13 protein-coding genes are annotated in these 14,050 nt (G+C 72.6%); 7 read left to right on the top strand and 6 right to left on the bottom strand.

The genetic code is table 11. From position 1 onward, the window contains the following. From D7I43_RS27680 to D7I43_RS27655, 6 genes are all read left to right on the top strand, one after another. On the top strand, positions 1-181 hold a 181-nt coding region (locus D7I43_RS27680), incomplete at its 5' end, for a transposase (RefSeq protein ID WP_147427306.1). A 10-nt stretch (positions 182-191) separates the two neighbouring features. Further along, complete coding sequence (locus tag D7I43_RS27675; protein WP_240033195.1) at positions 192-524, top strand: hypothetical protein; 333 nt, start codon at positions 192-194, stop codon at positions 522-524. 198 nt (positions 525-722) lie between these two features. Continuing rightward, positions 723-2,777, top strand: a complete 2,055-nt coding sequence (locus tag D7I43_RS27670) for a M6 family metalloprotease domain-containing protein (protein ID WP_120331512.1) — start codon at positions 723-725, stop codon at positions 2,775-2,777. Between the two features lie 73 nt (positions 2,778-2,850). Next, positions 2,851-3,282, top strand: a complete 432-nt coding sequence (locus D7I43_RS27665) for a hypothetical protein (protein ID WP_120331511.1) — start codon at positions 2,851-2,853, stop codon at positions 3,280-3,282. Continuing rightward, positions 3,279-3,875 carry a TlpA family protein disulfide reductase gene (locus D7I43_RS27660; protein WP_120331510.1) on the top strand — a complete coding sequence of 199 codons (597 nt, stop codon included), beginning with the start codon at positions 3,279-3,281 and terminating at the stop codon, positions 3,873-3,875. Before D7I43_RS27665 ends, D7I43_RS27660 begins: the two co-directional genes overlap by 4 nt. A gap of 54 nt (positions 3,876-3,929) precedes the next feature. After that, positions 3,930-4,385, top strand: coding sequence for a VOC family protein (locus D7I43_RS27655; protein ID WP_120331509.1), 456 nt, complete (start codon positions 3,930-3,932; stop codon positions 4,383-4,385). 46 nt (positions 4,386-4,431) lie between these two features. Here D7I43_RS27655 and D7I43_RS27650 read toward each other — a convergent pair whose 3' ends face one another. From D7I43_RS27650 to D7I43_RS27640, 3 genes are all read right to left on the bottom strand, one after another. Next, positions 4,432-5,061, bottom strand: coding sequence for a CG0192-related protein (locus D7I43_RS27650; protein WP_120331508.1), 630 nt, complete (start codon positions 5,059-5,061; stop codon positions 4,432-4,434). A gap of 149 nt (positions 5,062-5,210) precedes the next feature. After that, a complete protein-coding gene (locus D7I43_RS27645; RefSeq protein WP_120331524.1) occupies positions 5,211-6,554 on the bottom strand; it encodes a glycoside hydrolase family 18 protein in 1,344 nt (447 codons plus the stop codon). Positions 6,555-6,666: 112 nt separating this feature from the next. Next, positions 6,667-7,641 (bottom strand): helix-turn-helix domain-containing protein, encoded by a 975-nt coding sequence (locus D7I43_RS27640; protein WP_120331507.1) that lies wholly within the window; start codon positions 7,639-7,641, stop codon positions 6,667-6,669. Between the two features lie 237 nt (positions 7,642-7,878). Between D7I43_RS27640 and D7I43_RS27635 the strand changes: the two genes are divergently transcribed. Further along, positions 7,879-8,805: an MBL fold metallo-hydrolase gene (locus D7I43_RS27635; protein ID WP_120331506.1), complete on the top strand. Its 927-nt coding sequence runs from the start codon at positions 7,879-7,881 to the stop codon at positions 8,803-8,805. Between the two features lie 120 nt (positions 8,806-8,925). Here the strand turns inward: D7I43_RS27635 and D7I43_RS27630 are convergent, their stop codons facing one another. The 3 genes from D7I43_RS27630 to D7I43_RS27620 all read right to left on the bottom strand — a co-directional run bounded on the left by D7I43_RS27630 (position 8,926) and on the right by D7I43_RS27620 (position 13,573). Continuing rightward, positions 8,926-10,191, bottom strand: a complete 1,266-nt coding sequence (locus D7I43_RS27630; RefSeq protein ID WP_120331505.1) for a phospholipase D-like domain-containing protein — start codon at positions 10,189-10,191, stop codon at positions 8,926-8,928. A gap of 91 nt (positions 10,192-10,282) precedes the next feature. Next, on the bottom strand, positions 10,283-11,002 hold the full coding sequence (locus D7I43_RS27625) for a hypothetical protein (RefSeq protein ID WP_120331504.1): 720 nt from the start codon (positions 11,000-11,002) through the stop codon (positions 10,283-10,285). A gap of 132 nt (positions 11,003-11,134) precedes the next feature. Further along, entirely contained in the window at positions 11,135-13,573 is a 2,439-nt protein-coding gene (locus D7I43_RS27620) for a hypothetical protein (protein ID WP_120331503.1), read from the bottom strand. Positions 13,574-14,050 lie beyond the last annotated feature (477 nt).

Genomic DNA, 14,050 nt, shown 5'->3' with positions numbered 1-14,050 from the left:
TGTCCCGCACGGCTCTGGACTCGGCACCCGACGCTGGGTCGTGGAGCAGACCATCGCCCTGCTGCACTGGTTCCGCCGCCTGCGCATCCGCTGGGAGATCCGCGACGACATCCACGAAGCGTTCCTCACCCTCGCCTGCGCCATCATCTGCTGGCGCCGACTCCAACACTCAAAGAGTTAGGAGCTCTAAGTTGCTGCTCCTGGAGCGGGTGCTGGACGAGCTGTTCGACGCGTGCGACGTCGTGGTGCAGACCGACCCGGTGCCCTTCGACATCCTCGGGCTGCCCGAGATCGCCTTCCCGATCGGCGCGACCGCCGCCGGGTTGCCGATCGGCACGATCCTGGGTGGACTGCCGTACGCCGAGGACCGGCTGTTGTCCGTGGTGGCCGCGTACCAGGCGGTGACGGACTGGCACCTGCGCCGGCCGGCCGACCCGCCGGCCGCTCTCGCCGGTGCGCGCCGGGCGCCGTCCGAGGCGGCGCCACGGCTGACCGCCGAGCAGGTCGCCGAGCTGACGCAGTGACCGGAGGAGGGCGGGAGCGCTCCCGCCCTCCTCCACATATCGGTGTGCTCAAGATTTGCTCAATTGCCATCGCCGATGTTCCTGGAATCGATCAAGACCTGTTGAATCGAGCCCATCGATCCGGCGCGTGTGGACGGTGGGGACGCTGCCCCCCGGCCGCCGCGCCGGTAGTCAGCCCCCGACCTGAAAGGTGACCCGATGCACCTTCTGCCCACCAGACGCGCGATGTGGCGTCCGGTGCTGGCCGCTGCCGTCGCGACAGTCCTGGTCGCGTCCGGCTCCAGCGGGCCGGCCACCGCCGCACCGGGCGACCGACCGGACGGGCCCGCCCCGTTCCAGGTGCTCGATCCACAGAACTGGCAGAACCCCGACACGATGACCTGGGACGACTACGTCCCGGTGCCCGGGAAGAACTGGGCCGACCCGACCGTGCGCGGGTCGGTCCGCAACTTCAAGATCGCGCTGGTCACCCTCGACTACCCGGACCAGCCGTTCGTGATCACCCAGCCGCCGGGCTCCACCGTCTTCGGCAACCCGCAGGCCACCGCCTCCAACGTGCCACGGGAGCAGGTCGCCCAGTTCTACACGGACTTCCTCAACAAGCCGGGCGACCTGAACCGGGGCCACACCCTGCACGAGTACTGGATGCAGGACTCCAACGGCCGGTACGGCGTGGACCTCACCGGCTTCGGCCCGTACAAGATGCCGTCGAAGTCCTACCAGTACGGCATCGACAACGGCTTCAACCCCGGGGCCTGCCCGTCGGGGGAGTCCTGCAACCGCAACATCCGCACCGACGGGCTGGGCGCCTGGCGCGCGGCGGTCGGCGACGAGGTGGCTGACAGCTTCGAGCTGGTCTTCATCCTCTCCGCCGGGCAGGACGAGTCGTCCACCTGGCAGGAGTTCGGCCAGATGATGTTCCAGAACAAGGAGGACGTGCCGGACGCCTGGGGCCCGCCGGATCCCAACCTGCCGAACTGGGCCAGGACCCGGTACGTCGAGTGGACGTCCTGGAAGGCGGCCGCCACCATCTGGCCGAACGCCGGCGGTGGCTCCTCGACGCAGGCGGAGAGCTCGGGCATGGGCACCTACGCCCACGAGCTGAGCCACCTGCTGAGCATCGGGGACAACTACAACAACCCGTACGGGACCCCGCTGCGGCGCGCGTACACCGGCATCTGGAGCATGATGTCGCGCGGCTCCTTCAACGGTCCGGGCGGCCCGCACACCCGCTGGCAGATCCCACCGGTCAACGGCGGTGCCATGGGGTCGCTGCACATGCTGCGGGACAAGATGAAGATTGGCCTCATCGGTGAGGAGCATGTGCTGCGGCTGTCGCGGGAGGCGCTGGCCGACTCCGGCATGGTCGTCGCCGACGTCACCGCCCGCGCGGTGGACGCCGGCCCCGGTGGGCTGACCGGCATCAACATCGCCATGAACGCGGACCGCTCGCCGGCGTGCAACACCAGCACCGACCCGCTCTGCGACGGCGGCGGATTCAACAACTACACCGTCGAGGTCGTCGACCGGAAGGGCGCGGACTCGTTCACGCCGGACAGCGGCGTGCTGCTCAGCAAGACGAAGAACGCCGACCGTGCCCCGTTCGTGTGGGTCGTGGACGCGAACCCGCAGGACATCGACATGGTGGACTTCTACCGGCCGGACGGCACCCCGCAGAAGATCACGATGGGGGACTACCGGCAGCTGTCCGACGCGCTGTTCCACGCGGGCGCCAACTCCGGCAGCGAGTACGAGTACGTGGACGAGGCCAACCGGCTGCACTTCTACGTGCTCAACCTCCGCCGCGACGGTGACGACGTCCTGTCGTACACGGTGGCCGTCCGTTCGCTGGACGGCGCCGGGCCGAGCAGCCACGGCGTCAAGCTGTCGAAGGGCCACCTCGACACCCGCGGCAAGCCGACCGGCAAGGGCGCGAGCTGCACGTTCGACCTCACCAACACCGGTCGGTACGTGGCCGGCGGCCAGCACCCGGAGGACGTCAGCGCGTACCTGAAGTCCGACGTGTACCGGCTCTCGGCGTCCGTCGGTGGGAAGGGCTGGAAGGTGCAGCTGCCCAACGAGCTGGCCACGGCCGAGTTCGGTGCCACCACGTCGGTCGACGTCTCGGTGGGCGCCGCCCGCGACGCGACGGCGACGACCCTGGTGACGCTCACCGCCACCTCGGAGAGCGACCCCAGCATAACCGTGACCAGCCAGTGCCGGGTCGAACGGCCCCGCGCGCTGCTCGGCTGACCCACGGTACGGTTCCGGGGCGGTGGACCGCGTGCCACCGCCCCGGGCCACGCCCCGATCCATGGGAGGACACATGCGGCGCGTGCTGTCGGCGCTGATGCTGCCGTCGCTGCTCACCGCTGCGCTGGCCGCGTGCGACGATGCCGAGGAGGCCCGGTCGCCGATGACCGTGCGGGTGCTCGTCCGGGACATCAACATCCGGCCGGAGGGCGTCGAGTGCGCCGGTACGGGCCCCTACACGCACTTCCACAACCGGGCGCCGTTCCAGGTGACCGACGACGCGGGCGGGATCCTCGCCGAGGGCGCCCTGCCCCCGGGCACCTCCGTGGCGACCTTCGAGGAGGACCTGGAGGTGGAGCGCGTGCCGACCTACTGCGAGTTCGCGGTGCCCGTCACGGTGGCCGCCCGGGACACCTACCGGCTGGTCGTCGACGGCCACCCGCCGATCGCCCTCACCCCGAACGACAGCGAGGGACCGGCGCTGGTCGCGGTGGTGCCGTCATGACCCGGGGGTACGGCGTCCGCGCGGTCGCCGCCGTGCTGGCGCTGTCGGCGGTGCTCGCCTCGACCGCCTGCACCGACGAGGGCGGCGCACCCGCGCCGGCCGCACCGGTGGCCGGTGGGGCGGCCGCGCTGCCGGGGCCCGCGCCGGCCGGGCTGGCGCTGCGTCCCGCCCCCTCCGGCGCGCCGGCCGCGCCCGCCGTCACCGGTACGCTCACCGACGGCAGCCCGGTCACCCTCGCCGACCTGTGGGCCGACCGCCCGGTCGTGCTGGTCTTCTTCAGCTCGTGGTGCACGGCCTGCGCCCAGCGGCAGGACGCCCTGAGCGAGCTGGCGCGCACCCACCGGGACTCGGTCGTGTTCGTCGGGGTGGTCACCGAGGACGAGGAGCAGGATGTCCAGCGGTACCTGCGGGAGCACCGGGTGGAGTACCCGGTCGTCGTCGACCCGGACGGCGCCATCTGGCGGTCGTACGCGGTCCGCGAACCTCCGGCCGTGGCGCTGGTCGCCAAGGGTGGCGCGCTGCTGCGGGGCTGGCCGGGAGGGATCGACGCGGGCGCCCTCGACCGGGCGCTGCGCGAGCTGGTGCTGGCCTAGGGGCCGGTTGCGCGAGTGGATGGGTCTGTCAGACCTGCTTGGGATGCTCCGCGCATGGAGATGACCGTGCAGCTGACGATCGACTGCTCCGATCCGCAGCGAATGGTGGCTTTCTGGGCCGAGGCCCTGGGCTACGTGCCCGAGCCCGCGCCGGCCGGGCACGCCACGTGGCGTGCCTACTGGATGGCGGCGGGCGTGCCGGAGGCGGAGTTGCCGGCCGGTGCCGGGGACATCCCGGAATCGATCGTCGATCCGGCGGGACGTGGACCGAGGGTGTGGTTCCAGCAGGTTCCGGAGCCGAAGGTCGCGAAGAACCGGTGGCACTTCGACCTGAAGGTCGGCGGGGGCCGTGACGTCCCTCTGGACGTCCGCACGCAGCGGGTCACGGCTACGGTGGAACGGCTGGTCAAAGCTGGTGCCACCGTGCTGCGGACCAAGGACGAGCGGGACACGGGGCTCTACGCCGTCGCCATGCAGGACCCCGAGGGCAACGAATTCGACGTCGTCTGAGGGCCGTCTTCGCGGCCGGCTCCGGGCCGTCCCGCCGTGGCGGGAGTCAGCGCACCGTGGCGTACGCCAGCGTGAGCGGGGTCTCCTGGCCCTCCCACGAGCCGGTGAGCCGGCGTCCCGACGGGTCGACGTGGTCGTCCAGCCGCCGCACCACCGCCAGTTCGAGCGGGCCGGCGACGATGCGGGTGGGGTCGCCGTCCTCGACCCGGTCGACCGAGTCGACGTGCGGCACCTCGGCCGGCCGGGCACCGTCGACGGTGATGGCCATGCTGAGCTCCCGGTACTCGCGCCGGCCGTCCACCTCGAAGTACTCCCGCGCCTGGTCCGCGCCGGCGAGGACGGCATCCGCCAGCGCCGCCGCGTAGACCGGGTCGCCGCAGCCGTCGTAGACCCAGCGCCGGCCCAGGACGGAGTGCTCGCAGGTGCCCACGAGCCAGGCCTCGGCACCGTCCAGCGGCGCGCCCCGGTAGGTCAGCGGCACCTGGTAGACCGGCCCGGCGCCGGCCCGCACGAGGAAGGTCTCGATCCCGACCTCACCGGCCGGGTCGTCGAAGCGGTACGACGCGACGCGCGCGATGGCGGCCGCCGCACCCTGGAACCAGGAACGACCGGGCAGCCACGCGGCGACGAGTTCGAGCTTGGAGGGACGCAGTTCCGCGCGGTGCAGCAGGGCCATACGCGGATCATAGGGGCCGCGCCACGGGCCGCCGCGGCCGGCACCGCGGCCCGCCCGGCGGGGAGGAGCCCGCAACGGACGGCCCGGCCGGCGGGGCGGCCGGACCACCCCGCCGCCGGCCGGGGTGCGGTCGGCGGCGGGGCGTGCGGCTACCTCCCGGTGAGCCCCAGGCTCATCGTCCTGGTCAACGTGGCGTTGTCGTCGTCCCCGTCGAGCGACCAGGCCATCGCCCCGGCCAGGCCGGCCCGCCGGATGTACAGCGTCTTCTGGAGCACCACGGCCGGGTCGTCGTACGTCCAGAACGTCGTGCCGTCGAACAGCCAGGCGTGCCCGCTGCGGAGATCGCGGTGGACGGTGAAGCCGTCGCCGGCCAGGGTCTTGAGCTTCCGGTAGTCCTCGTACCCCGGCTCGAAGGTGGCCGGCGCGGGACCGGCCGCGGGCTGGAACAGCCCGTTCCCGCCGCCGGTGACGCCGGTCCAGCCACGGCCGTAGTAGGGGATGCCGAGCACCAGCTTGTCGCGCGGCGCGCCCCGGGCGATCCAGCCGTCGATCGCCACCTCGACCGAGAAGTCGGGGTCGTCCGGTGCTCCCCTCGGCACGCGCAGCGCCGACTGCTGGTTGGTCACGGCGTCCCAGGAGCCGTGGAAGTCGTATCCCTGCACCGTGGCGAAGTCCAGGTACCGGAAGATCTTGCGACCTTCGTACCCGGCGTCCATGGCCGCCGGGTTGGCCGGCAGGAACGCGGTGAGCGCGTAGTGCCGGTGGGTCTGCCGTCCGTACGCGTCGAGCTGCCGGCGGAACTCGGCGAGCAGCTTGGTGAAGTTCTGCCGGTCCTCGGGGCGGACCACGTTGCCGGGTTCGCCCGGCCAGTTCGGCCACTCCCAGTCCAGGTCGATGCCGTCGAAGACGCCGGCGGCCGCGCCCGGGCCGCCGCTGCCGCCGTCGAGGACCGGCAGGTTGCCCTTGAGGTAGAGGTCGATGCAGGAGGCCACGAACGCCCGGCGGGACGCGTCGGTGCGGGCGGCGTTCGAGAAGTACGTGGACCAGCTCCAGCCGCCCAGCGAGATGAGCACCTTCAGGTGGGGGTGGCGGGCCTTGAGCTTGGCCAGCTGGCCGAGGTTGCCGTTGAGCGGCTCGCCCCAGGTGTCGGCCACACCGTCGACGCTCTCCTCCGCCGGCACGGGGCGCTGGTAGTCGGCCCAGGCGTCGCCCTCACCCGGCCCGCCGTCCACATAGCAGCGACCGTCCTCGCTCACGTTGCCGAACGCGTAGTTCACGTGGGTGAGGCGGCTCGCGGCGCCGGAGGTGTCGAGCTTCTTCACCGGGAAGGCCCGGTCGTAGATGCCCCACTGGGTGAAGTAGCCGACCCGGAGGTGGCCGGCACGGCGGTTCACGCTGTCACCCGCGCTCGCGGCGGTTGCCGGGACGGCGGTGACCAGCACGGTCGCCAGGGCGACGAGGGCGGTGAGGCGGCGGTGGCGGGATGGTCGCATCGGCACTCCCCGGACGGACGGGCCAAATAGTTAGGAGACCTTTCTGATTGATGAAGCTAAGCCGATCACTACCCGGGGTCAAGAGTCGACGGCGGGACCGCGGTCGCGAGGCTCATCCCCGCACGCCCGCCCGCGAGCGGAACCGGGCCCGGTAGGCCTGGGGCGAGACGCCCAGCTCGCGGCGGAAGGTCTGCCGCAGATTGGCGGCCGAGCCGAGGCCGGTGCGCCGGGCGATCCGTTCGACCGAGTCGTCGCCGGTCTCCAGCAGCCGCTGCGCGGCGAGCACCCGTTCCCGGGTCAGCCACCGGTGCGGGCTCATCCCGGTGAGCCGGTGGAAGCGGCGGGCCAGCGTACGCGGGCTCATGTGCGCCCGCGCCCCGAGCGCGGTCAGCGACCACGGCTGGTCCAGGTGCCGCCGCATCCAGTCCAGAAGCTCCGGCACCGGGTCACCGGGGTCCGGGTCGAGCGGCACGTCGACGAACTGCGCCTGCCCGCCGCTGCGGTGGCCGGCGAGCACGAGCCGGCGGGCCAGCGCGGCGGCGGCGTCGGCGCCGAAGTCGCCCCGGACGACGTGCAGCGCGAGGTCGATGCCCGCCGACATGCCGGCCGCCGTGAGGACGCCTCGGTCGTCGACGAAGAGCGCACGGGGATCCACGCGGGCGGCCGGGAAGAGCGAGGCCAGCAGCGGGGCCGTCGACCAGTGCGTCGTGACGCGACGGTGGTCGAGGAGACCGGCGTGGCCCAGCAGGAACGCCCCGGTGCAGACCGACATGACGCGCGCTCCCCGGTCGTGCGCGCGCCGCACCGCCGTGAGCAGCGGTCGCGGCGGGACCTCGTGCTCCTTCGTCCAGCCGGGCACGACGAGCAGGTCCGCCGCCTCGGCCGCGTCGAGGCCGTACGGCGCGTGGACGGTGACGCCGCCGTCCAGCTCGACCTGCCCCGGGACCGCCGCGCACGTCCTGGTCCGGTACCACGACCCGAACCGGGCGGAGTAGTCCACCCCGAAGATCTCGTTGACCGTGACGAAGTCGAAGCTACCCGCCCCGGGATAGGCCAGCATGGCCACGGTGGGCCCGTCGAGCGGCATCCACGAACCTCCTGCACCGCGGCCGGGGCTCCGGGAGCGGAAGCCGGTCCGTCGGCCGCGACACACAGGGTAGAGGGACCCGACGTGCCCGACGGCGGTGCTGTCCGGTCACGTGTCGACAGGATCCGGTCACGTCCCCGGCGGCACGGTCCGCGTACGCCCGTGGCGCTCCTACCGTGTGGCCGGGCCCGGCGGGACGCCGAGGCCGTCACGGGAGGCACGGATGGAGGCAGCGGCATGGTGGACACGGGTGGCGCGTTCGGACGAAGGGCTCTCCTGCTCGCCGCGGCGGTGGGCGTGACCGGTTCGCTGGGTGTCGGGGGGAGGGCCGGCGCCGCCCCCGCGCGGTGGGCGGCCACGTCCCGCAGGGTCGGCGCGTTCACGGTGACGCCGCTGCTGGACGCCGCGGGACCGTTCTTCCTCGACCGGCAGGACGCGTTCCCCGCGGCGACGCCCGCCGACTGGGTTCGCGCCCGACGCCTCGACCCGGAGGCGTTCGGTCCGGGGGAGAGCTGGCAGCTCGACTTCCGCTGCTTCGTCGTACGCGGCCCGCGCGGCCGGCTGACCCTCGTCGACACCGGCGTGGGGCCGGACGGCAGTCCCGCCGCGGCGTGGGCGCCGACCCCGGGCCGGTTGCCCACCGAACTCGCACACGCCGGGATCGACCCGGCGGACGTCGACACGGTGGTGCTGACCCACCTGCACGAGGACCACTTCGGCTGGTCCGTCGACCGGAACGGGGAGCCGATGTTCCCCAACGCCCGCTACGTGGTGCAGCGGCGGGAGACCGAGGCGCTGCCCGCCGGCGACGCGGCCCTGGCGTACGTCGTGGAGCCGCTGCGCGCGGCCGGGCAACTGCACGAGGTCGACGGCGTGACGCGGCTCGCCGCCGCGGGGCGGTCGGGGGTCCGCGTCGTGCCCACGCCCGGTCACACTCCGGGTCACCAGTCCGTCGTCGTCGAGGGCCGCCACGAGCAGGTCATCGTGACCGGGGACGTCCTGGTGCACGCGGTCCAGCTCGTCGACCCGGACGTGGCCTACCGCTTCGAGGCGGACGCCGAGGCCGCGCGCCGGACGCGGCGGCGGCTGCTCGACGAGGCCGGGGTCCGCCGCACGGTCCTGGCCACCGCGCACCTGAACCGGCCCTGGGTGGAACTCGGGTGACCCGGCCCGCGGGTGTCGACCTGACCGGCCCTGCGTGCCGGCGCGTCACCCGCGGTGGCATTGCCGAGCGGGGCCGGCCCGGACGGTGGGGGGCCGTCCGGGCCGGCAGTCGGACGGGGGTCAGGCGCAGGTCGCCGTACGGCCGTTGGCGACGGAGCGGATCCCCGGGGTGTCGCGGACCGTGCGGAAGTTGGCCCGGAAGGCGTTGAACACCGCCGTGTCCTCGAGTTGCAGCAGGGTCTCGTCGGACTGCCGCAGCGAGTTGTAGCTGAGGTTGTGGCTGCCGACCCAGGTGATGGTGCGGTCGGGGCCGCCGTAGTACTTCCCCTCGACCTGCAGGTACTTGCTGTGCGTCCAGACGCTGTCGCCGACGCAGTAGTACCTCACGATCGGCCCGCCGTAGGGGCTGCTCGTGGCGGCCAGGAGGTTCTTCATGGAGGTGACCTCGGAGTTGCTGCCCGGGTCGTACCGCTGCACGACCTCGACGTAGCAGCCCGCGTTGTCCAGCGCCCAGAGCTTCGCGGCGACGTACGTGCGGCTGAAGATGGTCTGGTTGACTCGGATGATGGTGCGGTGGGTGCCGTCCTGCGTGCCCACGACGGAGTTGCCGAAGCAGTCGACGTTGTCGAGCACCGTCATGATCGTGTCTTCGCTCGGGTCGTTGTACGGCTGGCCGTTGCTCTCCCGGCGCGGATAGAAGTGGATCTTCGCGTTGCCGGAGGTCACGGCGGGCCGCCCGGTGTCGTAGTAGTCGTTGTTGACCACGCGTGCCCGCAGGTCGTCGAAGTAGCCGCTGTAGGCGTTGTAGATGCCCGTGTTGCCGACGAGCACGAGCGCGGCGTTCCAGCCGCCCAACCCGTCCCGGCCGGTGTGCAGGTTGGCCGTCGACTGCACCACCACGTTCGAGGCGCCTTGGGTGCTGGAGAACAGCAGGAACTTGTTGTGGTTGATCGACTCGACGTCGTTCAGGGCCCGGCTGCCGATGCACCCGCGACCGGGCGGGCAGAACAGGATCCACGACGCCGCGCTCAGGTTGGTGCCCAGCGCCGCCACCAGGGACGCGTACGGCGCCGTCGTACGGTCCGCGTCGTTGAAGATCACCTGGACGTTCACGCCCCGGTTCTTCGCCGCGATCAGGGCGTTGGGCACCGTGGCGTCGGTCGCGTAGAACATCGCCATCCTGATGCGGGAGCCGGCGGGAGCCCCGTTGACCAGTTCGACGATCCGCGTCTGGATCGCCGCCTTCTCGGCGGCCGTGCCGATGGGGTTGTTGAAGACGGCGGTGGTGGTCGGTGCCGCGACGGCGGGGCGTACGCCGACGGACGATCCGGTGGCCACGAGGCACACGGACACGGCCAACAAGGCCACGGCTCTGCGTAGGGACATGGGCCCTCCCGGGACGGCGACTCGCGGCGCCTGCCGCTAAAAGTACGACGGCCATCAATATATGTCGCCGGCACCGTCCCTTGTGGTCCGTCTACAGGTCCGCGCACCCCGTCTCGTCGGGCAGCAGCGGACGTGGCCGCACCTGCCACACCCGGCCCTCGCTGCGCCAGCGGGCTCCCGCGTCGGCGGTCGCCCGCCGGACCGCGTCGAGGTCGGCGTCCCGGAGGACGAGGCAGGTGGATCCGGCGGATTCCGGGAGAGGCTCGCCGGACAGGCGGGGCAACGGCCAGGGCCGGGCGGGTTCCGCCGGGTCGGCCGGCGTGGCGATGACGGCGACGGCCGCGGGCCGGTACTCGGTCGCCGACGCGTTGGCGTACGCGGCGAGGGCCGCCCGCAGCCGGGTGGCCGAGGGGTCGGACCGGGGGAGGGTGACGGTACGCCGCCCGTCGGCCGAGCCGACGACGACGCGGACCACGGGTTCGTCGGGGTTCTCCGTCGGCCGGTCGCGCAGTGCGGCGGCGTCGCCGTACAGGTCGCGTAGGGCCTCGTCCGGGACCGTGCTCTCGCGCAGCCGCGGCCAGCCACCGCTGGCGCCGGTGGCGACGCTGACGAGCCGGCCGTCTCCGAACAGGGAGAAGCTCGGGGGAATCGCCGCCGTGCCGCCCGGCGGCACCATGCCGGGCAGCTCGTTCAGCCGCAGCACCAGCGCGCCACCACCGGTCGGCGGCGCCGGGGCGCCGTCGCAGGCCGCGGTCGTGCCCGCGGCGGCCAGCAGGGCCGGCACGGCGAGCAGGGCCAGCGGTCGGTGCATCGGTCGCCTCCGTGTCCTGGTCACGACGGGTCGGACGTCGCGGCGGCGCCGCCGGTTCCGCCCGGGCGGGACGGCCCGTCCCGGGAGCGCGCGGGGCGCCCCCGGGACGTGCCGTCCGGATTCCTCTGGCGGTCAGGCCCGGCTGAGCGTGTAGCTGCCGGAGCCCGCCTTGTTGACGACGACCACGCCGTACCAGGCGCTGACGGTCGGGGTGAAGGTGAGCGTCTCGGTCGCGCCGGCGCCGCCGGCCGTCGCGGAGGCCACCGCGCTCGACCGGGGACGGATCCAGGTGGCCGAGTTGGCGTCGCTGGACATGAGGAACAGTTCGGCGTCCTGGCCGGAGTTGGTGGCCGCCACCGAGATGGTGACCGGCACGCCGGCGGTCAGGTACGTGTCCCGCACCGTGACCACGTTGTTCGTCCCCATGGTGATCGTGCTGCTGCCGGCGTTCAGCACGGTGGTGCCCTGGGCGAGCTCGATGCGGTAGCCGCCACCGCCGGACCAGTTGGTCACCCGGGGGTAGTAGTCGCCCAGCGCCCGGCGGTTGGAGTCCACCGCGACGAAGTCGATGGTGGTGCCGCCCGCGGCGCTGCCGCTCAGGTACGTGCCCTGCGCCCGGTCGTCGTAGAGCTGGAGGTCGAGGTCACCGGAGTTCGGCTTGAGCGCGACCACCGACCAGTAGACCGACGAGGTCGAGTAGCCGAAGTTGTGCGGCGGCGTCGGCGTCGGGCGGGTCAGCGGGGCGTAGTTGCCCAGCGGGTCGCGGAACTGGTAGTCGATCGTGTTCTGGTAGACGGAGGCGCGGGCGCCGGAGTCGGCCACGTTGAACCCGTCGGCCGTGCGGTCGGCCCAGAAGCTCGCGAACGTGGTGGAGTTGTGCCACCGGGAGGTGGTCCAGATGTTCCACGGTCCCTCGCCGTACCGGTCCCAGGTCGCCTCGTTGGTGGAGTCGGTGATGTCGATGAGCGCGGCGGCGACGCGGCCCTCGGTGGTGTCGCCCTCGCCCCAGCCGTTGCCCCAGCTCGCGTTCTCCAGGTTGACGGAGGCGCCGCTCGGCCAGCGGAAGAACGGGTCGTTGTAGACGGTCGCGGGGAACCACTCGGCCCACCCCTCCGTCCACGCGCAGCCCGCGGAGCTGGTGCCGGTGACGCTGTGCGGGTTGCAGTTCGGCGCCGAGGGGAAGTTGTCGTTGTAGAGGTCGTCCATCACGGCGTGGCCGATCTCGTGCACCACGGTGATGGGGGAGTTCGGGTCGTCGGCGGCCAGGTGGACCTGGTTGCTGCCCAGGTTGTAGTACGTGCCGTCGGTCGAGTCCGGCGCCCAGTTGACGACGACCTGCCGGCAGCTCGCGTCGTCCTGGTCCCAGCAGAGGTTGTTCGGCTTCGGGATCCACAGCCACGCGTCGTTCGCGGAGTCGAACGCGTGCAGGCCGCGCTGCAGCGCGCCGTCGGCGGCCGTGAGGGAGCCGAGGTTGAGCACGCTGCCGGTGGCCACGTCGTTGGTCGTCCCGGTCTGGAACGACAACGGGTTGCCGCCGCGCTGCACGCGCCAGAGCGAGTTCGAGGTGATGAAGCGGACGTAGATGTCGGCGGTGCCGCTGTCCGGGAAGCCCTCGACCTGGGAGTCGAAGCAGATGTTGTAGTTGCCGGCGCCGTCGGTCACCCCGGTGGCGAGCAGCGAGTCGCCGAAGACGTCGTCGTCCCAGACCTGCACCTGGATGTTCATCTGGTTGTGCCAGTTGCCGTTCTGGTCCTGGAAGCTCCAGTTGCCGACCACCCGGGTGTCGCACGGCGCCTGGGGGCTGATCACGGTCAGGCCCTTGGCCTTCGCCTCGGCCCGTGCCTCGCCGGCGACGCTCGGCGCGCCGACGCTCTGCGGCTTCTGTCCGGCCGGCCGCGGCGCGCGGTCGGTGGTGGGTACGGACCTCGTGGCGTTGTCGCCGGCGGGAGCCGCGTGCCCGAGCCGGGACAGCCCCGGCTTCTCGCCGATGGTGAGGAAGACGTCGTCCTGCCCGGCCTGCACGTCCCCGCCGTACGGCGCGGTGGCGCGCGCCTGGATCTGCACGCGGCCGGCCCCGACCGCGCGGACCACGCCGCTGAACGCCGCGCTGTCGCCGGCGCGCAGGGCACGGGTCGTCCGCGCCACGGACACCTCGCCGGCCCGCTCCGGCGCGACGCTCCGGCGCTCCTGGACACCCAGCCCGGCCGGCGCCTCGACCCACTTTAGCTCCGGCGGGAGGGTGACGCTGATGTCGCTCGGCCCGATCTTCCCCGCGGCGCGCACGGTGACCTTCAGGGTCGCCGTCTCGCCCACCGCGGGCGTCCGGTCCAGCTTCGCCTCGACGCCCAGGCAGCTCAGCATCTCGTCCTTGGTGCTCTTGCCGGCCGACGGGCGCAGCCCGCAGGTGTCGCCGGTCGCCGGCTGGTAGGCCGGTGTGGTGCGGGCCTTCGCGCCCTCACCCGGATCCGCGGCGTGCGCCGGGGCGGCGACGCTCGCGACCGCCACCATGACGCCCGGCACGAGCACGGCGAGCGCCGTTCTCGCGGGCCTGGTGGCCTTCGTACCGAACATTGACGTTCCTCCCCACGGAAGATCGGGTCGTCGTCGATCCCGAATCGGTCGGGCCGCTGTCCGGCCCCGGAGTGAGCATCCGTATTCCGCGGCGTTCGACAAAGCCTTTGACCGGTTGGCGACATGCCGATGAACCGTCCCGGTGAGTCGCCGTCGGCGCGGATTTCGCCGGCCCGTTCGTGCCCGGGCCGCCTCGGAAGGGACAGTGCCCTAACCTGCTGCGGGGCGCCGGTGTGTCGATTCCTGGACAGGCCCGCGTCGCCTTTCCGGCTGTCCTGACCGTGCCACCGGATCGTCCGATGTCGGAGGTGGCCGCATGGCCGGTGCGGGTCGGTTTCCCAGCGACGGGAAATGCGGCCGGCATTCGCATCCGACGGTCCGCTCCTCGTGAATACCGCGCCAATTCCCGACACACGGAAATGGGTGCTCCGCCGGCTCGGGTCTCGGTGCGGGGCCGTGGGTCCGCGCGGGGCGGAG

Source organism: Micromonospora globbae (assembly GCF_003610785.1).
Classification (GTDB): Bacteria; Actinomycetota; Actinomycetes; order Mycobacteriales; family Micromonosporaceae; genus Micromonospora; species Micromonospora globbae.
Note: the sequence above shows the minus strand (reverse complement) of the source record. Positions and strands in the feature narration are given on the sequence as shown.

Bases quoted from the DNA above. Each gene is read 5' to 3' on its own strand.
- D7I43_RS27670 (WP_120331512.1), top strand. From the start codon at position 723: ATGCACCTTCTGCCCACCAGACGCGCGATGTGGCGTCCGGTGCTGGCC.
- D7I43_RS27665 (WP_120331511.1), top strand. From the start codon at position 2,851: ATGCGGCGCGTGCTGTCGGCGCTGATGCTGCCGTCGCTGCTCACCGCT.
- D7I43_RS27660 (WP_120331510.1), top strand. From the start codon at position 3,279: ATGACCCGGGGGTACGGCGTCCGCGCGGTCGCCGCCGTGCTGGCGCTG.
- D7I43_RS27655 (WP_120331509.1), top strand. From the start codon at position 3,930: ATGGAGATGACCGTGCAGCTGACGATCGACTGCTCCGATCCGCAGCGA.
- D7I43_RS27650 (WP_120331508.1), bottom strand. From the start codon at position 5,061: ATGGCCCTGCTGCACCGCGCGGAACTGCGTCCCTCCAAGCTCGAACTC.
- D7I43_RS27645 (WP_120331524.1), bottom strand. From the start codon at position 6,554: ATGCGACCATCCCGCCACCGCCGCCTCACCGCCCTCGTCGCCCTGGCG.
- D7I43_RS27640 (WP_120331507.1), bottom strand. From the start codon at position 7,641: ATGCCGCTCGACGGGCCCACCGTGGCCATGCTGGCCTATCCCGGGGCG.
- D7I43_RS27635 (WP_120331506.1), top strand. From the start codon at position 7,879: ATGGTGGACACGGGTGGCGCGTTCGGACGAAGGGCTCTCCTGCTCGCC.
- D7I43_RS27630 (WP_120331505.1), bottom strand. From the start codon at position 10,191: ATGTCCCTACGCAGAGCCGTGGCCTTGTTGGCCGTGTCCGTGTGCCTC.
- D7I43_RS27625 (WP_120331504.1), bottom strand. From the start codon at position 11,002: ATGCACCGACCGCTGGCCCTGCTCGCCGTGCCGGCCCTGCTGGCCGCC.
- D7I43_RS27620 (WP_120331503.1), bottom strand. From the start codon at position 13,573: ATGTTCGGTACGAAGGCCACCAGGCCCGCGAGAACGGCGCTCGCCGTG.